This is a genomic window from Mycobacterium sp. BK086 (assembly GCA_004362315.1).
Taxonomy (GTDB): domain Bacteria; phylum Actinomycetota; class Actinomycetes; order Mycobacteriales; family Mycobacteriaceae; genus Mycobacterium.
Map to the genome: position 1 here is coordinate 595,704 of SNWL01000006.1, position 22,647 is coordinate 618,350.

The following is a 22,647-nucleotide window of genomic DNA, read 5'->3' on the forward strand; positions in this document are numbered from 1 at the left end:
ACGTTCGGCCGACAACGAATCACTGCAGCTGTCAGGCGACCGGCGCTACAGTGTGCGGCACGCGGCCGACAGCAACCGGATCGGAGCAGACGTGATGTCAGGACAGCCGGTCGGCGCGGATCTCCTCTGCACCCAGTGCGGCTCAGCCCTGCGGGCGAATGCTCCCTATTGCGGCGCCTGCGGCGCCGCCGTCACCAATCGCCAACCTCGTCAGGCGGTCTCATTCGACACCAACACGATCACCGCAGCGCAACCACACACCCAGGTGAACGCCCCGGCAGTGGTAGCCGCCGGCCGCGGGGTGCGATGCTGCAGCATGCTGCTCGATGTGGCCATCACCATCAGTCCCGCGCTGCCGTTGACGGCAGCCGCCGCAATACTCAGCTCGGCTGCGGTGGTCTACATCGTCATTCCGGTGGCGGCCGTCGCGGTGTGGCTATGGATGCAAATCTGGCAGGGGTTCACCGGAGTCACCTTCGGTAAGGCGATGCTCGGGCTCCAATTGCTTCGGCGTGCAGATCTGTCTCCACCGACATTCGCCGCGTGCTGCCTGCGTAGTGGCATCCTCGCCGGCACCGCCGGACTGGCGGCATTGCCGGTTCTCACCAGCTCCATACCGCACGATGGGCTGCACGATCGGCTCAGTGGCCTGACCATGATCGACGTGACGCTGGGCGCCAATCCGCTTGGTAATCAGCAACGTACAGCGCTGCGCGCCAACAAGAATCGCGGCCTGAACAGGGTTGGTTCGCCCCTCTCGATGACGTCGACCGGGCGGCACGGGTGCACCTGAAACTCATCCTGCGCCGCACTGACGGAACTCGCGCGCAGGTGGCGGTAACAGCCGACGCCACTGCCTCGGTGTCCGACCTCGCCACCGCTCTGGTCACCGGCGACCCGGACCGCGGTGGTGCGCGACCCCGTAGCTCGCTGACGCTCAAACTCGAGCACACCGCCTTCGACACCGGCGCTCCCGGACGAGTACTGGACCCAGCCCGCAGCTTGATCGAGTCAGGCATACGGTCGGGTTCGACGGTCAGCGTCACCCCGGCCGGCATGGTTGCCCAGAGGACCCGGCGCGGTCGCTCGGTAGCCGTGCTGCGGATCCTGGAGGGCCCCGATGTCGGACGTGAATTCTCGCTGGCGCCAGGGAATTCCGTGATAGGTACCGGCCTGGCCAGCGATGTCATGCTGACCGATCCTGGAATCGCAGGTGTGCACGCCGCCGTCACTGTTGGTGAGAGCATCGAGATCGCCAACCTCGCCGGTCCCACGGGAGTCCTGTTGGCAGGGCAGCCCGTTCAGCGGACCCTGGTGGGTGTCACCGACGTGGTTCGGCTGGGCAACACCTCGGTTGCGATCCTGCCGACCGTCCGCCCCGGCACAGTCCAAACTGACAGCGTCGCTATCGAATTCAACCGGTCGCCGCGAGTGGTGCCGCAGTTGCCGGAGCGGATCTTCACCGCTCCACGCCCCCCACAGCGATTTGAGCCACCCCACCTCCCGATTCTCTCGATGCTGCTGCCGTTGTTACTCGGACTGGGCCTCCTGCTGGTCAGCCGCAACCTGCTGTCGGTGTTGTTCATCGCGCTCAGTCCGCTGTTGATGATCGGCATGTACATCGATACACAGTGGCAGGCCCGCAAGAAGCGCCGACAGGAGATCGCTCGCTTCGCCGAGTCGCTGCGGCAGCTGGCCTCGGATCTCACTGCAGCCCAACGGGTGGAGCGTGCGGTGCGATGCACGGAGACGCCCGCGCTGGCCGAAGTGGTTGAGGCCATCCACCGGCTGGGTCCGCTGCTGTGGACACACCGCCCTGAGCATCGCGAATTCCTCGTTCTACGAGTCGGTCTCGGTGACGCACCGTCCAGGTGCCGTATCGACACGTCGAATGAATACGACGCCGAGCCCGAATATGCACAGCAAATCGGCGAACTGCGTGATCAGTTCGACCACGTCGCCGATGTGCCGGTCGTGGCCGACCTTCGGGAATGCGGCTCGCTCGGTGTCTGCGGTCCGCGTGCGGTCGTCGACGGCGTCGCACGCGGGATTGTGATGCAACTGGTGGGGCTGCACTCACCGGCCGAGTTGACGATCAGCGCCTTCTGTTCCCCGGCTTCGCGTACGTCGTGGGAGTGGCTGGAATGGTTGCCGCACAATGGGTCTCTGCATAGTCCGCTATCGGGGAATCACCTCACCGACAGCGCTAACGGCGGCTTGGCACTGTTGGCCCGGCTGGAAGACCTCGTCAAGACGCGCGCCGCGGAGAACGAGTACAGCACTGACCACACCTTTGCCGCGATCGATGATCAAGACAGATTGTCCGCCGACGCTCGTCCACCTCTGGTGCTGCCTGCAGTGGTGGTGCTCGTCGATGACACCGCTCCGATCGATCGTGCCCGCCTGACACGACTGGCCGAGCGCGGCCCCGCGGTCGGAGTGCACCTGATCTGGGTGGCCACCCAGGTCACCAGTCTGCCCGCGTCCTGCCGATCCTTCGTGCTCATCGAGAACGAGACATCCGGCTCGACGATCGGCGAGGTACGGCACGGGCGCCATACGTATCCCGTGGCTTGTGACAGCCTTGATGTAGCTGACGCCAAACAGATCGCACTGCTGCTGGCACCGGTTATCGACGTCGGCGCAGCGGTCGAAGACACGACCGACCTTCCACGCTCGGTCAACTATCTCAGCCTGTCCGGCACTGGCTTGGCCGCCGAGCCGACTGCCGTGGCGCGCCAGTGGCTGGCCAACGACTCTGTCGCCAACCGCACCGGTCAGGCCGCGTCGCCTGCCGCGCAGACAGCCACACTGCGCGCCCTGGTCGGATCCACGGGATTGCAGGACTTCTATCTCGACCTACGAGAACACGGACCGCACGCTCTGGTCGGCGGCACCACAGGTTCCGGTAAGAGCGAGTTCCTCCAGACCTGGGTGCTCGGGATGGCGACCGCGCACAGCCCCGACCGAGTCAATTTTCTGTTCGTGGACTACAAGGGCGGCACGGCGTTCGCCGACTGTGTCGACCTGCCCCACACGGTCGGGCTGGTGACCGATCTGTCCCCGCATCTGGTGCGGCGGGCGCTGACCTCGCTGAGAGCAGAAATCCGGCACCGCGAAAAATTGCTCAACCTCAAACGCGCCAAAGACTTGGCGTCGCTGGAACGCACCGGCGATCCTGACACACCGCCCAGTCTGGTCATCGTTGTCGACGAGTTCGCCGCCTTGGCCACCGAAGTGCCCGAGTTCGTCGACGGTGTGATCGACGTCGCCCAACGGGGGCGATCGCTTGGCTTGCACCTGATCTTGGCCACCCAACGTCCCGCCGGTGTTATCCGCGACAACCTGCGAGCCAACACCAATCTGCGAATCGCACTGCGGCTCAACGACGTCGACGATTCACTCGATGTCATCGACGACCCGCTGGCCGCACATTTCCCGCTGGAGATCCCCGGACGAGTGGTGGCCAAGACCGGCCCCGGCCGACTGACGACATTTCAGGCCGGCTACGTGGGCGGATGGTCCAGCGATCAGCCTGACCGCGCCCCGATCGACATCTCGGAGTTTGTGTTCGGACGACGCCGACCGTGGAACACCGAAGCACCGGCGGCCACCGGATTGACGACGGGTTCACCGACCGATATCGCACGTATGGTCGCCACCACACGTGCTGCGGCCGAGGGCCTGCGTATCCGCCCACCACGCAAGCCGTGGCTGCCGCCGCTGCAATCCAGCTACGCACTGGAGTCGATGACGCCCCACGTGAGCGGCGCTCGACTGGTAATCGGGCGTGCTGACCTGCCCACCGACCAGACTCAGCCGATCGGTGTGTTCGCTCCCGACGATGACGGGAACATGGCGATCTTAGGCACCGGTGGATCGGGCAAGTCAACGGCATTGTGTACGTTGGCGATCGCCGCTGCCCTATCGCCTGACGACGGCCCAGTGCATGTCTATGCATTCGATTTTGCATCCGGCAGTCTGCGGATTCTCGAACCATTGCCACACGTTGCGGCCGTGGTGAGCGGCGACGACGATGAGCGCATCGGACGGGTCTTGCGCCGACTGACCGCAGTGCTCGATCAACGGTCGCGGTCGTTCACCCAAGTAAACGCCGCCACCATCACCGACTACCGACACATCACGGGGCATGACGAACCGCGCATTATGCTGTTGGTCGACGGCATCGGGTCCTTCCGCGAGGCCTACGAACACGTTTCGGGGTCGCCCATTTTCCCGATGTTCAGCCAGCTCACCTCAGACGGGCGCCGACTCGGGATCCACGTCGTGGTCAGCGGCGACCGCCCTGGGTCGCTGTCGATTGGCCTGGCGTCAGCTATCCCGCGCAGGCTCGTTTTGAGGCTGGCGTCCGATGACGACTACAGCATCGCGGGGATTCGCGATGACATCCTGTCGTCGAGCTCGCCCCGCGGTCGGGGCGTGATGGACGGGCAAGAGCTCCACGTCGCTGTCCTAGGTGGCAACGCGAACGTCGCGATGCAGGCCGAGGCCATCGAGGTGCTCGCCGCCGACCAGCGTGCGTCGGACTACCCCGAACCGCAACCAGTCGAGCGGCTTTCAGACCACATCGCTCTCGAGACCCTTCCGCCCCGCACGGGCGATAACATGCCGGCCATTGGAGTGGCCGACGAAACACTGGCACCGATCGGGGTCCATCCGCGTGGCGTCTTGATGGTGACCGGCCCACCGGGCAGCGGACGCCGCAGTGCGCTTGTGACTCTGGCACAGGCCATTCGGCGCGACGATCCGTCTGCGTACATTGTGCACCTGGCCCCAGCCACCACAAGCATCTCCGGGCTGACGGTATGGAACCGATCGGCGACCGGGACTGATGCTGTGCGCCAGGCCGCCGACGACCTCATGGCTGCGGTATCGACTACGACAGCGCCTGCCGCGCTGACGGTGGTGATCGAATCAGTGACCGACTTCAGCGGCACCGATGTCGAATCGACCTTGACTCAGCTCGTCAAAACTCTCTCAGACGCTTCGGCTTTCGTCGTGGGTGAAGCCGAGGTATCCACGTGGTCCCAGGCCTGGCAGCTGGGGCAGCCGTTCAAGTCACCGCGACGCGGACTGCTGCTGGCACCCAGCGCCGGCGACTCCGACACCCTGTTGAACACCTCCATCGGGCCGGTGCGCCGTCACGAATTCCCGCCCGGCCGCGGCGTTCTCATCGAGAAGGGCCGGGGCGTGTGGCTGCAGCTGGCGCAGCCGGACCTCTAGGCCATGACGTACAACGGCGCCGACGTCGAACAGCTGAGATCAACCGCCACCCGATTCGAACGGTTGGCGAACAATCTCGACGCGACGAGCAAATCGGTACACTCGCTGATCAATACGGCCAATCAGTGGCTGGGCCCGGATGCCGACCGGTTTCGTGCGGTGTGGAATGACGGGCCTGCGCGCGCCATGACCACCGCAGCCACAGCGCTTCGTCAAGGCGCTGTCAACTTGCGCCGCAATGCAGATGACCAGGAATCCGCCAGCTCCGAACGCGATGCGGCACCCCGCAGCACAGCACAGTTGTTGGCACACATAAAGAACGACGTCCGCGACGACGACGGCGTCCGCATCGAGAGGGTCGTAGGGCCTGACGGACAGACCCGCCTCATCGTCTACCTCAAAGGCCAGGACTCCACCGACAACCGCACCTTTGCCCGCAACTTCCCCCTACTCGCCGGCGCGGTGGACTCGGAGGTCACCGCCAAGATCGACGCCGCCCTCAAGGATTCACCCGATGGGAAGAACACCGACATCATGCTGGTCGGCTTGAGCCAGGGTGGCATGGACGCTCAGAACATCGCCGCCTCAGGCAGCTACCACGTCACGACGCTGGTGACGTATGGGTCGCCGCTGATTCAGTCCGACATACCTGGAATCGCGGTGCTGCACCTGCGGGCCAGTGGGGATGCCGTTCCCATCGCCGGGGGAATCGTTCGCACCCAAGCCCACCAGCCGTCCGCTTCGACGGACTATCTGTTCGGAGCTGGTTCGGGCGTGTCGGAGTGGACTCTGCTGCAAGACCACAGCAGGGGATATCCAGCTGTTGCACAGAGTTTCGACAACTCGACCGATCCGCACTGGGCCGCCGTCAAGGCCAGCATGGAGAAGTACCAAGGTGTCATCGTCACCGCTACCGAATAACGCCACGGCCGCTGGCTGGAACGATCCGAATCAGCCGCCGGTCATCGATTCCCGGGCACGACCAGTCCTCACCGTCGCTGCGATCGTGCTGACGTTTGTCGTCCTGGCCACGCTGACTGTCGTTGTCCTGCTCGGCCGGCCCCGCGCTGTCAGTGGACCAGTGTCCAATGCCCCGGACCCGTTGGTGTTCACCGAAGCCAACGCGGCCGGCCTGGATCCGTTCACCACCTCGGTGGTCGTCTCGTCAGCGGTGCCGGCACCGGGCACCGCCAACGGCAATGCCGGCTCAGCCGCTCAGGCGCCGGTATCGACCGAACGCGGCGTGAGGCTAGTTTCGGGAACCCAGCATGGTCTCTACGGAGCCGTCGGCACGGAAGTACCCTGCGATGCGGCGGCGCTGGCCAACGATCTCGGTGCTCACCCCGACCGGGCCCAATCGTGGGGGTTGGCTATCGGCCTTCAGGCGCAACAGATTCCGTACTACCTGAATACGCTGACTCCCGTGGTCCTGTCGGCCGACACCTGGGTCACCTCGCACCGTTACGCCAGTGGGAAGGCCGTGGCGTACCAAACCGTCCTACAGGCCGGCGACGCGGTCATGGTGGATCCGGTTGGTGTGCCGCGGGTGCATTGCGCCGGGGGAAGTCCACTCCTGCCGCCGTCCGACGGCAACATCGCCAAATTTAAGTCCGCGGATACGGCTCCATGGACGAGCTACTCGCCACACACCACGGTCGTCGTTGCCTACTCGGCGGCTCACCGCACGAGCCCCGTGGCGGAATTCGTGCTAGTCGACCTCGACTCCGGACAAGCCGTCCCGCGTCCGTCCGGCGGAACGATCGACATGGGACCACCGCCGACAACGGTCGGGGCGCTGCCCGATCCGGTCGCAATCAACGTGCCGCCGGCCGGCGGCGCTACACCGACTCCTCCACGCTGACCTCGGACCCTCGCAGACCGACGTCCGTGTCGCACGTTCGGATGAACCGGCCAGATTTCCTGGAGCTCCACCTCAGTGTCTGCAATACAGTGGCCGTATCTAATCAGGCAACCACAAGACACAGCGCGCGGGAGGAATGCACCCATGGCACGTATGGGAATGGACGTCGAACAGGTAGAACAGTCTGGACGCCAGCTCAAGAGCCACGCCGCCTCGATCGGCAATCTCGTCTCCCAACTGGACAAGCTGGTTCAGGGCCTGACCGGCATCTGGGACGGGCCAGATGCCCAGCGATTCGTCAATGAGTGGTGGCCACAGCACCGCCGTTCCCTGACCGCCGCGCAACAGGAGATCGACGGGCTGGGGCAGTCGGCGCTCAACAACGCCTCCGAACAGCGCAACGTCTCACAGCGCTGAGCACTCCCCGCAGATCTGGTCGCACCGTGTGATCCGTATGCCGCAGAAAGGTATTCATTGATGGCGCGCATGGGTATGGACGTCGACCAAGTCGAGCAGACCGGACGTCAGCTGAAGAGCCACGCCACCGCGATCGGCACCCTCGTCGCTCAGCTCGACAAGGTGGTCAACGCATTACCCGCGGTCTGGCAGGGTCCAGATGCGCAGCGTTTCGTCACCGAGTGGTGGCCTCAGCACCGCCAGTCGCTGACAACCGCGCAGTCTCACATCGACGGGTTGGGCCAGTCGGCGTTGAACAACGCCAGCGAGCAGCGGTCGGTAAGCGCAGATGGCTCGGCATCCGGGTCGACGGCGCCCACTGCCGGGGCCACAACGAGTACGGTCGCCTCCGCGCAGAGCGCTGCGGCAACCAGCGCGATGTCGAGTGCTAACTCGGCGGCAGCTGCCGGTTTCGTTTCGCAGTGGCAGGGCAAGTTCATCGATCCCGATCACTCCTATGGCGCACAGTGTTTCGACGTGTTCCGGCAATACAGCAATCAGGTCGTCGGAGCGAACGGCAGCATTGCCACCGACAGCATGGCGGCCTCGGACATCTACAACCACTACGACAGCAACGGCGTGTCCCAGTACTACGACCGGATCGCCTACGGACAGGGTCAACCCCAAGCCGGTGACATCATCGTCTACGGCAACGGCCAATATGGGCACGTAGCGCTGGTAACGGGCGTCGACGGCAACAACTACTCGGTACTTGAGCAGAACTATAGCCAGGACGGTATCGACGCCAACGATCCGGCCGCTGTGCACTCGTATGCGTTCAGCGATAAGGCTGTGGGCCCCATCCTCGGCTACTTACGCCCCAAGAACGTCAACGTTTAACTGCCGAGATTCCGCTGCCGCTGCATTTCGTTCTCGCTCAGTTACCTCAAGAATCCTGTCCTCTCACTTTGGCGGACACATTGAATTGTGCTTCACCGCTGTGCCGCAGAGCTCGCTGGCAGCAGCCAGACTCGGGTCGACACCGATCGCGTACGATTGCACTCCCGATGTGAATCAGCTGCACTAGAACAGAATTCGTAGCCGCAGCCTGGATGCGACGAGACGTCATAGGTGTGGAAGTTCGGCTACCAGATGCACTTTTGGCCCACGCGCCCTGAGGCCGGCGCCTAGGCAGGCTGTTGCTGTGCTACCCCGCCGCCGGAGTGAGCATGGCGCCACCAAGGGCACCGTAAGGTTTGTCCGAAACTGTGCACAGTGCCGGATTCGTGGCAATCGCCGCCACGACAAGAGCCTCGACACCATTGACATCCACGTCGACCGCCACTGTGGTCGCCTTTTGCGCCTCGAAACGTTCCAGTTCGCGATCGTCGCCCGAGATGGTGACGCGGACGTTGAGCGCGTCAGGTGTGTGCAGCTGCAGGCCTGCCGTCGCTTGCAGGCGGGTGAACTGCCCATTCAGGTCGTAGGTCGTTGTGGCTTCTTCCCCGGAGCATCCGACCCACATGCCCGTTGAGTTCGGGAAGCTCGTTCCCGCCAAGTCCGCACCGATAGCTTTGCCGTTCGGTCCGACCGAATGTTCAGCCTGAAACCGCGAGTACAACGGTACCCCGCTGACCGACGGGGTTGACCCGGCCTGCGGAGAGATCGAGGTGAAGCTCGGAGCCGAAGCTGTCGGATTGGTCGTGCTCTGCGTGGCACGAGGAGAAGCGCCGGACGCGATGCCGTTCGATTCGGAGGAACTGCAACCACCCGTCGTAACCGCGAGGAGCCCGGCCGCGACGATGGCCGCAGCGAGACCGCCCCGTGTAAATGGTCTGCGTTGTCGACGAATTTGGACGGCCACCGGATGCTCCTCGACTGCTTACCCGAAGGTCAACTTTTGGATCAGCCTAGCCGGAAGATCGCAATTCACTCGTCCACATCAGAGATACTCAGCTGAGACCGCTCCGGCCCGAATGAGAAACACCGCCGTCTGACTTCGCATCTGCGCACCAGTCACCTGCGAGATCAACTGAATTTGTAACGGAAGAACCCGAGCCTCCAACACGGTGGACGCCGAATTGAAATGCGAGGACTGTCTAGCTTCCTCAATCGGCCTGGCGATTCCAGTCATGACCCGCTGACTCCCCGACCTTGCTCACATCGTGTTTTCACTGGATCGGTACCGGAATCCTGCTCAGGGAACCGATTTGGGTCTCTCTAGCCGCCGAAGGTCGTCGCACCGGTCGACACTGCCCAGATGATGAAGGCCGAGAGCGATACCACGATCAGAACCACCGCCGCCAACGCTATGAGTACCGCTTTGTTACTGACTCCTAACGGATTGCGGCCGTTTCGAGAAGCGCCAGGGTTCGGCGGAGACACCGGCCGGGAGATCGCCAGCGGACCTGACCGGCTCGCACTGAATGAATTCACCGGCACAGCAAGGGATCCCGATGTGATCGGGCTGTTCCGCTGCCGTCGGATTCTGCGTTCGTCGTCGACAGCACACCATGGACACATGGGTGCCCCGATCGGCAATTGGTGGGCGGGATTCCTCGGGCAGCCCATGAGGCGAATTCGGCCGAGCGCCGAACGCCATTCCCCGGCGGTTGGCCGACACGCCGGATCCTGGCAGCCCACGGTCAAGGCGCGGACGAACAGCTGCTGAATCTCGTTCGGCAGGAACGTGATCGACGGCGCCAACGGGTGGCTCCGCAGGCGCGAATTCGGGCCGCCCGCCCAGTCCCCTGTTCGGGCAAGGCTGACGGCGTCGGGCTGATTCCCTTCACCATTCCAACTCCCGCGCAGGAATGGATGATTGCCCTCCATCAAGAGTTGATGAATATGCACCGCGAGTGCGAACAAGTCTGCGGACTTGGCACGCGGGTACGTTCGGAGGTCGACGCCCATCAGTTCGGGAGCGGTGAATTCGGGCCGCCCCACCGCGCACAGATAGCGCCGGCCTGTCCGGTCGGCGAACTGCATAGAGTCGCAGTCGACGAGGGTCACTTGAGTGGTATCGGCGACGAGGATATTGCGTTCCTGGAAGTCGCCGATCACCGCGTCGACGCGGTGGACGACTTCCACAGCCAGACACAGGTTGGCGGCGACATTGACCAGGTGGCCCCATGTCGCGTGTCGTGTCCACTGCGGCGCGTTGGGGAGTGGGTTACGCCGGTTGGATGGATTGCTCATGGTGTGGAGCTCGACCGACGTGGCGGTGTCGATGCGCGGCATCACGTAACCGACCGGTCCCTCGTCGCTGGTCAGAAGGTGCAACGGCCACGTCAACACGGTCAGCCCGTCGGGCTGCACCGCGCCGTGCGGTGGCGACTGAACCATCGCGCCGACCTTGGCGAGCTTCTCTCGAAGGCCAGTCAATGTGGGGTGGAAGACCTTCGCGGCCCAGTTGGGCCGGCCGACGACCGCGTACACGGTCCCCTCTCCGGTCGCACCCGACAGCGGCGGCCCCAACTGCAGCGGCTGACCGGTGTCGAGTCGGAGAAAGCGCACGCCGGCCATACTCTCACTACCCCTGCCAGGAGGCGCCGTAATCGAGGTCGCGATTCGGACGTCGTCCGAACGGGGGACATCTGAACGCAGGGTGCACCCCTAAAATGCGGAGCAGATCGTCAGGCCCCCAGCCAATCTGGGCCGCGCCGAATATACGCGTCCCAGGGGGTTCAGTGGTGAGTGATAACCCCACCACCGATGAGGTCGGTACCGATTACCGCGCTCTACTACGGCGGTTCAACATGCTGCGCGACATCGTCGCCATGCTGCTGTTGGCCGCAGCACTGCTCGTGCCGTGGAACCTGCAATTCGGAGTTGGCGTCCCGGACAGCCCAACGCGGCTGTACTTGGTCGTCATCCTGGCGACCCTGCTATCGAGCTGTGCCGTGGCCACCTCGTTTGTGAGCCGGTTAGATCCCACTTTGGTCAACCGGGCGCGGTTCTGGCTCAACGTGCCCTACGTGATCGTAGTGGCGGGCTTCGTGCTGTTCGGAACTGTCCAATCGGTCCGCTACAGCGGAAATGGAGAGGTTCCTCCCGGAGTCGGTCCCGCCGTCTGGACAGGCCTGGCCGGAAGCCTCCTGGCCGCCCAACCTGTGCTGGGCAGCCAGGTCGACGGGTTCCGGCACTGGGTCGCCGCCCCACGCTTGCTCGGTATCGCCGCCATGGCACTCGCCGTCCTCGCGACGCTGTTCAACGTCTACCAACGCACCCGGTGGGTCCTGCCAACTCTCGGCAACCCGGTTACCGGCGAGCAAAGCGCCACCGTTGTCGGCATGACGATCATCTACGCGGCCGCAGCACTGGTGGTCGTACTGGTTGCCACGCGCTGGCTGCTGCAGGACCAGGAATCCAGTCGATTGTCGACGGTGATCCTGGGCACCGCTGCGGTGATGGCCGGACTGACGGTGTGGAGCACCGGGCTCGGCCGAGACATCGATGCATTCCACGGCATCGCCCAGACGACGTCGACGACGTCGGTGGGATTCGAGGGGTATCTCGCCTGGGTCGGCGCGGCAGCCATTGTGGCCCCGTGGACGCTGGCAGGCCGACGCCTGTCGGGCCGTCGCGGCGGGTCGCAGTGGCGTGACGTGGCTCGAAAGTGCTTGCTCCTGATTATCGTCTGGTTCGCCAGCTCCACCGCGTTGCGGATCACCGACCTCGTGGTCATCGCCAACCTGAAACTGCCCTACTCCACCTACGGCACCTCGGTGCTGATCGTGCTCGATGCCGGTGCCACGGCACTGGCCGTGTGGCTACGAAGGAGACTCGACAGCGACCGGCGGTCTGGTGTTCTTGGCGTGGCACTGGGTGGAGTGCTTCTCGCTCTGGCTATTTCGCACGTCGCGCTGGGCGTGATGCTTGCGCCCAGGATGGACTACGGTGCCAGCCAGCCGCGATACAATCCGGTTCACGGCAATGATCTGGCACACCAGATCACAAGCAGCTTCGACATCGTGGTGTGCCTACTGACACTGGCCGTTCTGTGCGCGATCGTGCTGATCAGCCGGCTCGGGGCAAGACCGATCGACGTCAGGCAAGTCGCGCCGGAAGAGGTTGATGGCGTTGCTCCACAAAGTTTTCCGTTGACCGAGTTGCCCCCACAACCGTCACCTCGGATATTCCGAACCGGTGAACAGGCCGCGGCAATCGACACCACTTCGCCCAAGACTGGTCCCGTTCCGAAGATCTTTCGCGCAGCTCCGGGCGGCGCGCCGGCCCGAATTGCCTCAGCGACAACCGGTCAGACCTCGACACCGAATCCCGGGCCGGAGCCGACCGGCCCAGCGACACCAGCGCCAGGCCGACCCACGGCACCGAGCATCGCACAGATCTTGGAAGAATCCAGTAAGCGATTCGCCGCCGGCACAACGTATACCGGCGATGAACGCCGGCCGAGGCCCTAGAGTCTTCGTCAGATCTTGCGTCAGCTCGCGCCCATTGCTCGGCTAAACGAGTAGATGAGGATCCATAGCGTCATCACGACCACGAGGACGGCGAGCGGGATTCCCACGATCTTAAACAGGGTGTAGAGGCTCTGGCCCATAGCCTCCGAGAAGTTGTCGGGTTGCCCTCCCTTCGGTTTGGGCTTGGACGAGGCGATCGGTTTGGGAGGGCGTGCGCTCATCCGGGTCGTTTTCGGCTTCGGGCGCGACTTCCTCGTCGGAGGCGTCGCATGCCCGCTCGCGGCGGTTGCCTGTCCAGCTGAACTGTCCACGTGCGGAGTGTGGGTTCCAGCGGCCGTCGATGAGCCGCCCTGTACCACAGTTTGTTTCGGTGTAGCACGCCGATGAATCCGCTCGGCCTCGATCGCACACCAAGGGCAGCGGCCGGCACCTACGGGCACCTGGTGCAGGCTCGAACACTCGGTCAACTTGACTGCTTGCAGCGCGTCACGCCATTCCCTGGCATCCGGCCTCGCTGACGGGTCGCGAGCACCAGCAGTGAAGGCGCGCCCAAAGAGCTGACGAACCTCACCGGGAAGGAAGCTGGGAGACGGCGCCAATGGGTGTGTGCGCAGGGCCGATCCGGGCCCACCTGCCCAGTCCGCGCTTGCGGCCAAGGTCAATGGGCTCGGCTGGTCGCCACTGCCGGTCCACATGCCTCGAAGAAATGGATGGTTCCCACCCATGAGCAGGAGATGTATATGAATGGCGAGCGCAAAGAGGTCGGACGGCTTGTGTCGCACCGCGGCAGATAGGTCCAGACCCACGAGTTCAGGGGCCGTGAACTCCGGACGTCCTACCCCGCAGAAGAACTGGCGTCCTCGCGAATCCGCGAACTGGATCGAATCGCAGTCGACGAGGGTGACGCGGCTCGTGTCATTGACCAGTATGTTGCGTTCCTGAAAATCGCCTATTACTGCATCAACACGGTGTACGACATCCACGGCGTGGCAGAGGTTGGCCGCCACATGCAACAGGTGCCGCCACGTCATCCGCGGAGTCCACTGCGGAGCGGAGGGCAGCGGATTCATCCGGTTGGATGGATTACTCACAGTGTGGATTTCAACCGCATTCCCCGTGTCGATACGCGGCATCACATAGCCGAGCATGTCTCGGGTGTCGATGAGGTGTAGCGGCCAAGTGAGCACGACGAACCCATCGGTGCCCGTTGCACCCGGCGGCGGCGATTCGATCATCGCGGCGAGCTTGTCGCGTCTGTCGGCCAGGTCGGATTTGTCCCGGTGGAAGATCTTGGCGACCCACTCGGGTCGGTCGGCCACCTCGTAGATGGTTCCCTCACCGGCGCTTGCTATTACGCGTCCAAGAGTGAACTCGAGGTCGCCGTGCAGACGGACAACTGACGTCATTTTGGTCCGCACTTAACCGGCAGGCGCGCACCTGCGCCTCGGGTCAAGTTATCATCCGTTTACGTTGTGCCACAGTGCGTTACTGTCGTGTGACGGCTGACCCGGCCGGACCGTCACGCGACCCAGAACTGCCACCCCGGCGGAGCGGGCGGCCACGACGGGTCTGGTTTCCATTCGGCGTCTGGTGTCCAGCCCGGCGGCATCGGCGGCCAGTTGGGCGGCGGATTGAAACGTTTGGCGCGGAACTCGTCAAGGCTGGCAGTCTGAGCCGTTCGTGGGTCAACGCGGCCTAGACCGTAGGGTCGGCCGTCAACCCCGTTGGTACCTGACCCGGCGCCCAATCCCGTCTTGAATCGATCCGCCACCGACGAGGATGCGCCCCTCAGGCGTTGCTCGATCTTCTTGGCCTTCTCGGGATTCGTTTTGCGGTACTTGAAATACCATCCACCGAGAACGAGGAAGATGAGCAGCCAGGCCGGGCCGGAGAAGAACGAGAACCTGAAGCCGCGAATTCCGCGGCGGGCGAGTATCTCTGTCGACTGAGAAAGAACCTGTCGATCGGCGAAGGCATGGATGCTCAACACCGCATCAAGAGTCGTCGACATACTTCGAGTCCGTCCTCGTGGCAGCAATGTCGCTCATCCTGACACGGGATGGCTGGGCGCTGCACAGACTTGATGTCGTACGAACATCTGAACCCACACGTGCTTTCGTCTGTGCCCGACCAACGCTGACTGCCGCGACGCCGTTGTCCGTAGCATCCTCCTGATGACGCAAGTAGGCGTGGGTTCATGCTGATGCGCTTCAACCCGCCGTCGAATTGGCCGGTGCCTCCGGGGTGGTCACCGGGGCCGGGGCGGCGGGTCGATCCGTCCTGGCCGGCACCGCCCCCGGGCTGGCAGTTCTGGGTCGTCGACGAACAATCATCAAAAGTCGAAGAAGAATGGCCGGGGCAGGGTGCCGCATCCGAGCCGCGCGGCACTGAGGCTCGTCGTCGGGTATCGCGATCGATGATGCACGCGGGCATCGTTGCAACGGTGGTAGCTCTCGTAGCTCTGGTCGGAGTTGCGGCGTGGACGTTTGGCACACACTCGCCGACAGGCGCCGAACCTTCATCAAAGCCTGGCGAGGCCCCGACACCCGCGTCGGTCAGCGTGCCAACGGTGTTGATTTTGGATGCATCGGGCTCAATGAATCAGGCCGATGCGCCGGGGCCACGGATCGATGCGGCCAAGACCGCGGCCCGGGGCCTTGTCGACGCTCTGCCTGATGACGCGACGGTCGGGCTGGAGACCTACGGTATGGGCACTGGTTCAACAGAATCCGAGCATGATGCGGGATGTCAGGACGTCCAGCGGGTAATCGCGTTGGGCCCGCTCAACCGCGATGAGATGCGTGCCCATGTCGACGGGCTGAACGCGTCGGGGTACACCCCGATCGGCCTGGCGTTGGACAGAGCTGCGGCACAGCTCCCTGCCGACGATTCGGCGCAAGCGATCGTGCTGGTGTCCGACGGTGAGGACACCTGCGACAGCGCACCGTGTGATAGGGCGAGCCAGATCAAACACACGCATCCCCAACTCGTCATCTCGACGGTCGGATTCAAGACCGATGGGCCGGCCAGTGATCAGCTGAAATGCATCGCGGCCGCCACAGGCGGCATATTCGTGCAAGCCGCCAATGCCAGCCAACTCGCCGCCCGGCTGATTGCCACCCAGGACCCCGGCCAAGCCCAAACCGCACTGACATCCAACGGTATTGGCGACATCGAACTCGGCGCCAACGTCGCCGATATCCGCACCAAGCACTCCGACTTTCCGGACGCGGGCACCACCGGCCGGATCACCGTGGTCTGGCGCGATTGCGACTACGACTTCACCGACGGAACGCTCGACGCCATCCGCCCCCGCAACGGCGGCCGCACCATCGACGGACTCACCGTCGGCTCACCGCTGAGTAAGGCAACCGAACTCTACGGCGGGCCCCTGTCCACCACACCCAACAGCGGTGGAACCACGACGGTGACCTACGACGCCGACCCGAACACCGACGCCGCCTATCAAATGGTTATCGACGGCTATACCAGCGCCGGCACCAACAACCCCTCAAACGGCACCGTCGAGACCATCGTCCTCTGCCGCTGCAAGCCACAAAGCGGGCCCATCGCCAAACCGACAGCGCTATCGCCAACGAGCAATAACCTGGTGTACATCAAAGCCAAGTCTGGCGACACATGGTGCATGATCATGTCGTCAGAGGTGGATTGTGGGGCGCGCTACACCAACCCGCCGGAGCTTTATGGCCAGCCCGCCAACGGGTTCCGGTTCCGCGCCGACGGCACGTCTGAGTGGGTCGTCGGCAACTTTGGCTTGGTCGAGTGGCAACAGATCGACCACGCCACCTACACAGCCATCGGATGGACCGTCGATTCCACGGCGTCGGGTTTAACCTTCACCAATGACGACACCGGGCACAGTGTCTTTGTCAGCCCGGGACGGGTCGAACGCGTCGGCTAGTAGCATCCCGATTCATGGCGCAAACGGGGAGACGCCCGGCATTGATCACGAGGGAGGATCCATCCTGATGCGGTTCAACGTGCCGCCGAATTGGCCAGTGCCACCGAACTGGTCGCCGGGGCCTGGGCGGCCGATAGATCCGTCGTGGCCGGCGCCTCCCCCGGGTTGGCAGTTCTGGATCGTTGAAGAGGCTTTCCCACCGGGGCCTGCAGAGGAGTGGCCGGAGCAGGACATCGGCTACGAACCCCCGGAGCCGGGCAGCTACCGAGCGGTGCCGCGATCGCCGCGGACCGCCGTCATCATCGCGGTGGTGGCGGCGGTCCTCGTGGTCACCGGCGTTGCGCTGTGGGCGTCCAACACTCACTCACCGTCGAACCAGCAAGCGACATCGCACACCGACAAGCTGCAAAGCGCCCCTGCGCTGCCCGAAGTCGGCGCCGACAACATCATTCGCAGCATGACGTTTCCCGCTGGATCATGCGGAGACGGTTCTACGGGTTGGAAACACTCGGTGCCGATCACAGTGACGAACGGCAAGGGTGAAGCGCAGACTTCGTCCGGCCAATTCGGGGGCGCGTCGATCACGGATGCCAAGTTGGTCGGCCCGATCGACGCCAACGGGGACGGGACCGCCGATGCGGTCATCGGCTTCACATGCTTCGGCTCCACCTTCGACATGTGCTGTGCTGGGCGCACATCCATGATGAAATTCCTACGGGTATTCGATTTTTCCAACCCATCGACACCCGAGCCCATAGGCGACACGATCATGCCCGGCACGTCACCGGTCCACGGTGAGACTTACGGTGAAATCCGGTACTTCGATCACGTGCGGATCGACGGTTCGGCAATAGTCACCGACGAGAAGTTGGTCTACGCAGACACCAGCGGAGCAACAGCCGATCTCGGCTTCCCACCCGACTCGACGATCGAAGTTACGCATCACTTCACCGACGGTGAGTGGGTCTCCACCGAGCGAGTGCTCCGATAGCACAACGCAATCGTGTGGACCTCATTTCAACCCAACGGGGTTTGCGGGCGCCGTCTGCAGATACTGCCGCTGGCTAGCTAATCTACGAATCGACAGACAACGCTCTGGACAGTTCGTTCGCATGCGCAATCCGATTAGAGCCGTCACGGCGCAAAGACGGCCACCTTATGGTCGAAACCAAGACTTACAAGCAGTTCGCCAGCTTCAGAATCCCACATCAGACTCGTCGGCCGACCATCTGTATGGATCTCCCGGATGATCTCGCGGGTGTTTGGATCGATCGCCTTGATCATCTGCGCATCCTGCATCGCAACGTAGAGAATGGGACCTGAGGGGTCGAATGCCAGTTCTCGAGGATGCGCACCAACGTTGGTGGTCCAGGGGATTTTTCCTGTGGTGATGTTGACAGCCGACACCGTCCCGTTAGCGAAGTCAGCCGAAAAGACCGTTCCTGCTTGTGAATCGACGGCGAGTGCGGCCGTTTGGACACCGACACCAATTGGAGGTTTGATGGTGTTGGTGGTGCCGTCAATGACCCCTATCGATCCTTCGTCGTTGGCTGTGAACACAATTCGCGTTGACTCGTCGACCGCAATATCAAAAGGCGAGCCACTTAGCTCGAGTGTGGTGCTGACAGTGTCGAACGCGGTGTCGATGACGGACACGGTCTTGCTGCTTTCGTTGGCTACGTAGAGCTGCGCATTGTTTTGATTGACGACCGTGGCTGTGGGCGACTCGCCCACCGGAATTGTTTTAACTACCGAGTTGGTGGTCGTGTCGACGACAGCCACCGTCGCGTTCTCCAGCAGGGGGACATACAACTTTTGGCCAGCGGTCAACAAAGACAGCCCTGATGGCTTCTTGCCCACCGGAATTGCGCCGACGACTTGCCTGCTCGACAAGTCGACTACGGAGACAGTCGTTCCCTCGTACTGCGAGACGTAAAGTTCGCGGCCACTCGGGTCCAGGGCCATATCCAGCGGGAAGTCACCGATGTCGATCGTTGCGGCCAGATGCGTCACGATCCGCTTCGGCGCTCCTTCGCGAGGCCACAGCAGGATTGCGGCTATGGCGGTGGCGGCGACTACGATCGTTGCACCGACGCTGAGGAGTACCCGCCGTCTCCGCCCGACGCCTACTGCCGATTGGTGCGCGCCGCCGGTCAGGGCTTGGGCGTAATCCGTTGTGGCACGTCCCTGATGCTCAGATGGCTGGCGGCTGGTTACGTACGCATGAGGGATTGCTGCCGACGAGGTCTCGGTGGTGTCATTGACCCAGAACTGCCAATCGGCGGGCGCGTGCGGCCAGTCAGGATCCGGCCTCCACCCCGGCTCCGGATAGAACCCCGGAGAAACCGGCCAATTGGGTGGTGGATTGAAACGCATTGCTTCCTCCTCGGGATTCCTGACGACCATCGCCCTCGCACGTGCACATCTGACACCCGTCGAAGAGGGAGCCTATAAAGTCCCGTGGTACTGATTCGGACATCACACTGGCGAGTTGACATTAGTCGGTGGCGTCTCCGAATCCGTGACGGCAAGCGAGTCTGCCGATCATGACACCAGATTCAAGACCGCCCGCAACCATCGAGGCTTGATCGAGTGTGCCGGTTGAGTCCTTGTCGGCCATTCGTACGAATACATCAGCAGTCGGCTAGATTTCAAGCTCGTTGACCCACCTCCAGCGCTAGGGTTCAAAGCCGTGGACAGAAGGCACACTGTGCAGACACGACGCCGCGGCAACCGTATCGTCACCCATCGCGCGGCGACAGCAACACTCGCCGCAGGTCTGCTCGCGTGTGGCCTCGGGGCACCGGCACATGCAGATCCGGCCAGCCTTCAGTTGACGATCAAATTGCAGCGTGGCGTTGCCTACGGCTCCGAAGTCGAACCCAACCACTTCCAACTCGGTCGCACCGCGAATGGACATTGGGTCGTCGATCTCACCTTAACTTGGAACACGGCCGACGGTTCCACCGTCTGGGGCCATGAGACCTCAACAGTGCTCGATGGCAACGGAAACAGCGTCTATTCGGCCAACCAGAGCGTCAACGGATTTGCCGAGAGCGGCCATTGGAAGTTCGCACTAAAAGCGCCAGGGCAGTACACCTACGTCGTTGACGTCGACACCAAACAAGGTCAGCACATTCACGGCGAGCAACCCTTCACGGTCGATCCGTAGTCCCGTTTCCGCAGCAGCTGTCGTCCGTTCGTATGAATCCCGCTTAGCTACTCGACGCATCGACACCGCTAGTGCTAGACCGTTTGCGTGACTGACAATCTGCCCCCGAGCAGGTTCGGTGCGGGCTATACGGTCGGAGGATCCCCAGCGGCACCTGCCGCCCACCAGCCGCACCCTCAGCATTCGCCGTATCCCACGGCACCGCCGCCCATGGGTCCACCACCGGGGTATCCGGCGCCTGGATACGAGCAACCCGGCCCGTACGGCCCGCAACAGCCGATGGGACCGCCCTACTACGCTGCGCCACCGTCGGCGACCCAGGCCGGCGACGTGCTCGGGAAGCTGCGCTCAAACAAGCTCATTCTCCACCTATCTGCTGGAGCACTCGGCGGAGCCGTCGGCGCGTTGCTCGCTGAAGTTGTTCCTCAGGAGTATTCGACAAGCCGATTGATGACGATATGGGTGACAGGCCTCTGGTCGCTCCTCTTCACCAGTGTCATTGCCACGGCGCTATTCCTCTCCGATGCCTGGCATCAACGGCGCGAACTACGGCCCGGGCGCATAGGCCTCACCTGGCTGTTCGGAGCGGCAGCCGGGTTTGTGGCGGGAGCCGTGGCCCAGGCCGTCTACTTGATCCCCGTTGACTCATTTGAGTTCAAAAACTATGTGCTGCGAACGTTCTGCTGGGGTATAGCCGGTGCCCTCATCGGCGGTCTGCTGTCCCGTACCGTCCCGAATCTCGGCGTAGGGCGGGGAATTGCTGCCGGTTTCGTCGGGGGTTGTATCGGCGGTATCAGCTTCGTCCTGATCGCCCAACAACTGCCGGAGACCTGGGGGCGTGTCGTCGGTATTGCCACCCTTGGCCTCTCTCTTGGCCTCGCAATGTATGTGGTAGAGAAGCTCTTTCGCGAAGCGAGCCTCGAAGTGATCTGGGCTCCCGGTGAGACCACTCAGATCGGTCTGGGCCTGCAGCCCATTACGATCGGCGGCAACATCGAAGACGACGTCTTCGTTCGGGAGCTGCCGCCGAACGTTTCCACCATTGTGTTGAACAATGGTCAGATCGAACACTTCGAGAATTACAGCGGCGCACGCACCCTATTGACCAACGGCAGTCAACTTCAGGTCGGGCCGGTGTACTTGGTGATCCACGCACGGCAATGACTCACTGTCATCCCGCGATGACCCGCAGCAATGCCTCCCGTACTTTTCCCCAAACAGCCTCAGGGGAGGAGCCTTTGAGCACTTCGATTGTGAGAATCGGGATACCGCGGTCCCGCCCGACATAAGAGCCCAGCGACCCCGGCGTCGGCGCGAACGATGTGGACTCCTCTACTTCGAGTCCACTCAGCGTGGAAAACTGCTCGGCAAGACCCCGGGCAGGACCGTCGTAGTTGAGGAACTGTCGCCCCGCCCACGAGTGCATTGCCACCACCAGGTCCGGGCGAACCCGCTCGATCGTCTCGTATACGGCACGCGACTCCGGCTGGCTCAATGGTGACAACCCATACGCGGGGTTACTCGTGTCGAAGTTCTTGGCCGGGAAATTTCGATTGATATCAACGCCATTGGCGTTAGTCCGGGTTCCCGCGGCACGGCCGTCTGGATTGGCGTCCTCGAGGATTGTCAAAGTCACCGCGTCGTCGAGTCCGGCAATGGCAAACGCCTCCGGGAGTTGGGCGGTCGAGAAGGTTCCTTCGGCTTCGTCGCCGTGAATGCCGCCGATGAACAGCACCCGACGCGGGCCATGCCCAAAACTCCGGACACGGATGGGCCGCCCCTGCACCGATAAGCCGGTTGTCTCCCAACCGTTGGCATCGACCGGACTCGATATGCTGCCAGGGCCATTCATTGCGGGCTGTGTCGGGGGCAGTTGCTTAGCAGCAGACACTCCGGAGCTGGAGGACGGATCAATCGTAGACGTTGCTGGGCCGCAACCGGATACAACAATCTCAGCCGCGCAGGCCATGGCGGCCCATACCAACGCCCAGTGCCGGCCGATCACGTCGGCATCAGCACATCGGAACGGGGCCCGCCGTGACGGCCAGGTAGACCGAATTCACGTAAGCTCCGTTGTCGAGCCGGTACCAAACAGTGCTGGTGCCATGGCCCGCACTCGTCCGGCTGTCACCAATCGTCTGACAGATCAGGGTCACCCTGATGCCATCGCGGAGGTCGTCCGGGTACAGACGTGGTGCGGCGGCATACGGCGCATCACGTTGCTTGACGCCACAGGTTCCCCCTTCGTCACACGTCCCGACGACGACACCGACGGCTTGTTGCGGTTGCACCGTGACAGTTACCACGCCGCCCGTGCTCGCCGTCGAACTCACTGTTGTTGAGGAAGATCGCTCCGGCGCTGAGGTTTTCGACGCCGTCGTAGTAGCTGTCACCGATGCCGTCGAGCGACTGGTGTCGTGTTGGGTGAGGTTGATGATGATGGCGATGATGGCGGCCACGGCGACAACGGCCCCAATCACTACCGCCGCTATTTTCAGACCACCCCCGCCCGAGGAGTTCGACGCGGGCCTAGCCGGTGACGGTGACGATGGTTGTTGGGGTGGTGGGGTGACCTTGTAGACGTTCTGCGGACCCGGCATAGCGGTAAAGTCCTGGCTACGTTGAGATT

Annotated in this window: 18 protein-coding genes; 11 read left to right on the top strand and 7 right to left on the bottom strand. The window is 63.2% G+C overall.

The features are described from left to right. Nucleotides 1-94 precede the first annotated feature (94 nt). From EV580_RS23550 to EV580_RS23575, 6 genes are all read left to right on the top strand, one after another. Nucleotides 95-793, top strand: a complete 699-nt coding sequence (locus EV580_RS23550; protein WP_133694076.1) for an RDD family protein — start codon at nt 95-97, stop codon at nt 791-793. Next, complete coding sequence (locus EV580_RS23555) at nt 784-5,244, top strand: type VII secretion EssC family protein (protein ID WP_133694078.1); 4,461 nt, start codon at nt 784-786, stop codon at nt 5,242-5,244. Before EV580_RS23550 ends, EV580_RS23555 begins: the two co-directional genes overlap by 10 nt. A 3-nt stretch (nt 5,245-5,247) precedes the next feature. Further along, a complete protein-coding gene (locus EV580_RS23560) occupies nt 5,248-6,165 on the top strand; it encodes a WXG100 family type VII secretion target (RefSeq protein ID WP_133694079.1) in 918 nt (305 codons plus the stop codon). Continuing rightward, entirely contained in the window at nt 6,140-7,105 is a 966-nt protein-coding gene (locus EV580_RS23565) for a DUF6777 domain-containing protein (RefSeq protein WP_133694081.1), read from the top strand. Before EV580_RS23560 ends, EV580_RS23565 begins: the two co-directional genes overlap by 26 nt. A 144-nt stretch (nt 7,106-7,249) precedes the next feature. Then, nucleotides 7,250-7,522, top strand: coding sequence for a WXG100 family type VII secretion target (locus EV580_RS23570; RefSeq protein WP_233716929.1), 273 nt, complete (start codon nt 7,250-7,252; stop codon nt 7,520-7,522). Between the two features lie 60 nt (nt 7,523-7,582). Next, nucleotides 7,583-8,401, top strand: coding sequence for a CHAP domain-containing protein (locus EV580_RS23575; RefSeq protein WP_133694083.1), 819 nt, complete (start codon nt 7,583-7,585; stop codon nt 8,399-8,401). A gap of 307 nt (nt 8,402-8,708) precedes the next feature. On the opposite strand, the gene EV580_RS23580 is transcribed toward EV580_RS23575, so the two are convergent. Next, nucleotides 8,709-9,365 carry an NPCBM/NEW2 domain-containing protein gene (locus tag EV580_RS23580; RefSeq protein WP_133694085.1) on the bottom strand — a complete coding sequence of 219 codons (657 nt, stop codon included), beginning with the start codon at nt 9,363-9,365 and terminating at the stop codon, nt 8,709-8,711. A gap of 356 nt (nt 9,366-9,721) precedes the next feature. Then, the gene (locus tag EV580_RS23585) at nt 9,722-11,017 is read right to left on the bottom strand and encodes a protein kinase domain-containing protein (RefSeq protein ID WP_286171781.1); all 1,296 of its coding nucleotides are present in this window, start codon (nt 11,015-11,017) and stop codon (nt 9,722-9,724) included. Between the two features lie 176 nt (nt 11,018-11,193). Here EV580_RS23585 and EV580_RS34330 point away from each other — a divergent pair, with 176 nt between their 5' ends. After that, nucleotides 11,194-12,924 carry a DUF7937 domain-containing protein gene (locus tag EV580_RS34330; protein WP_286171782.1) on the top strand — a complete coding sequence of 577 codons (1,731 nt, stop codon included), beginning with the start codon at nt 11,194-11,196 and terminating at the stop codon, nt 12,922-12,924. Between the two features lie 20 nt (nt 12,925-12,944). On the opposite strand, the gene EV580_RS23595 is transcribed toward EV580_RS34330, so the two are convergent. Together EV580_RS23595 and EV580_RS34095 are read right to left on the bottom strand one after the other, a co-directional pair. Then, nucleotides 12,945-14,243 carry a hypothetical protein gene (locus tag EV580_RS23595; protein WP_133694088.1) on the bottom strand — a complete coding sequence of 433 codons (1,299 nt, stop codon included), beginning with the start codon at nt 14,241-14,243 and terminating at the stop codon, nt 12,945-12,947. A gap of 200 nt (nt 14,244-14,443) precedes the next feature. Beyond that, nucleotides 14,444-14,935 carry a hypothetical protein gene (locus tag EV580_RS34095; RefSeq protein ID WP_208114650.1) on the bottom strand — a complete coding sequence of 164 codons (492 nt, stop codon included), beginning with the start codon at nt 14,933-14,935 and terminating at the stop codon, nt 14,444-14,446. A 408-nt stretch (nt 14,936-15,343) separates the two neighbouring features. Between EV580_RS34095 and EV580_RS23605 the strand changes: the two genes are divergently transcribed. After that, nucleotides 15,344-16,846 carry a VWA domain-containing protein gene (locus EV580_RS23605; RefSeq protein WP_133694181.1) on the top strand — a complete coding sequence of 501 codons (1,503 nt, stop codon included), beginning with the start codon at nt 15,344-15,346 and terminating at the stop codon, nt 16,844-16,846. A gap of 67 nt (nt 16,847-16,913) precedes the next feature. Further along, entirely contained in the window at nt 16,914-17,837 is a 924-nt protein-coding gene (locus tag EV580_RS23610) for a hypothetical protein (protein WP_133694090.1), read from the top strand. 143 nt (nt 17,838-17,980) lie between these two features. Here EV580_RS23610 and EV580_RS23615 read toward each other — a convergent pair whose 3' ends face one another. Beyond that, nucleotides 17,981-19,222, bottom strand: coding sequence for a YncE family protein (locus EV580_RS23615; RefSeq protein ID WP_166654851.1), 1,242 nt, complete (start codon nt 19,220-19,222; stop codon nt 17,981-17,983). A 334-nt stretch (nt 19,223-19,556) separates the two neighbouring features. Here EV580_RS23615 and EV580_RS23620 point away from each other — a divergent pair, with 334 nt between their 5' ends. After that, nucleotides 19,557-20,018 (top strand): hypothetical protein, encoded by a 462-nt coding sequence (locus tag EV580_RS23620; RefSeq protein ID WP_133694093.1) that lies wholly within the window; start codon nt 19,557-19,559, stop codon nt 20,016-20,018. Nucleotides 20,019-20,297: 279 nt separating this feature from the next. Then, the gene (locus EV580_RS23625) at nt 20,298-21,182 is read left to right on the top strand and encodes a hypothetical protein (protein WP_133694095.1); all 885 of its coding nucleotides are present in this window, start codon (nt 20,298-20,300) and stop codon (nt 21,180-21,182) included. Between the two features lie 7 nt (nt 21,183-21,189). Here EV580_RS23625 and EV580_RS23630 read toward each other — a convergent pair whose 3' ends face one another. Both EV580_RS23630 and EV580_RS33855 read right to left on the bottom strand, forming a co-directional pair. Beyond that, nucleotides 21,190-21,987, bottom strand: coding sequence for a M14 family zinc carboxypeptidase (locus EV580_RS23630; protein ID WP_353619863.1), 798 nt, complete (start codon nt 21,985-21,987; stop codon nt 21,190-21,192). Nucleotides 21,988-22,030: 43 nt separating this feature from the next. Continuing rightward, nucleotides 22,031-22,477 (bottom strand): hypothetical protein, encoded by a 447-nt coding sequence (locus tag EV580_RS33855; RefSeq protein WP_166654853.1) that lies wholly within the window; start codon nt 22,475-22,477, stop codon nt 22,031-22,033. Nucleotides 22,478-22,647 lie beyond the last annotated feature (170 nt).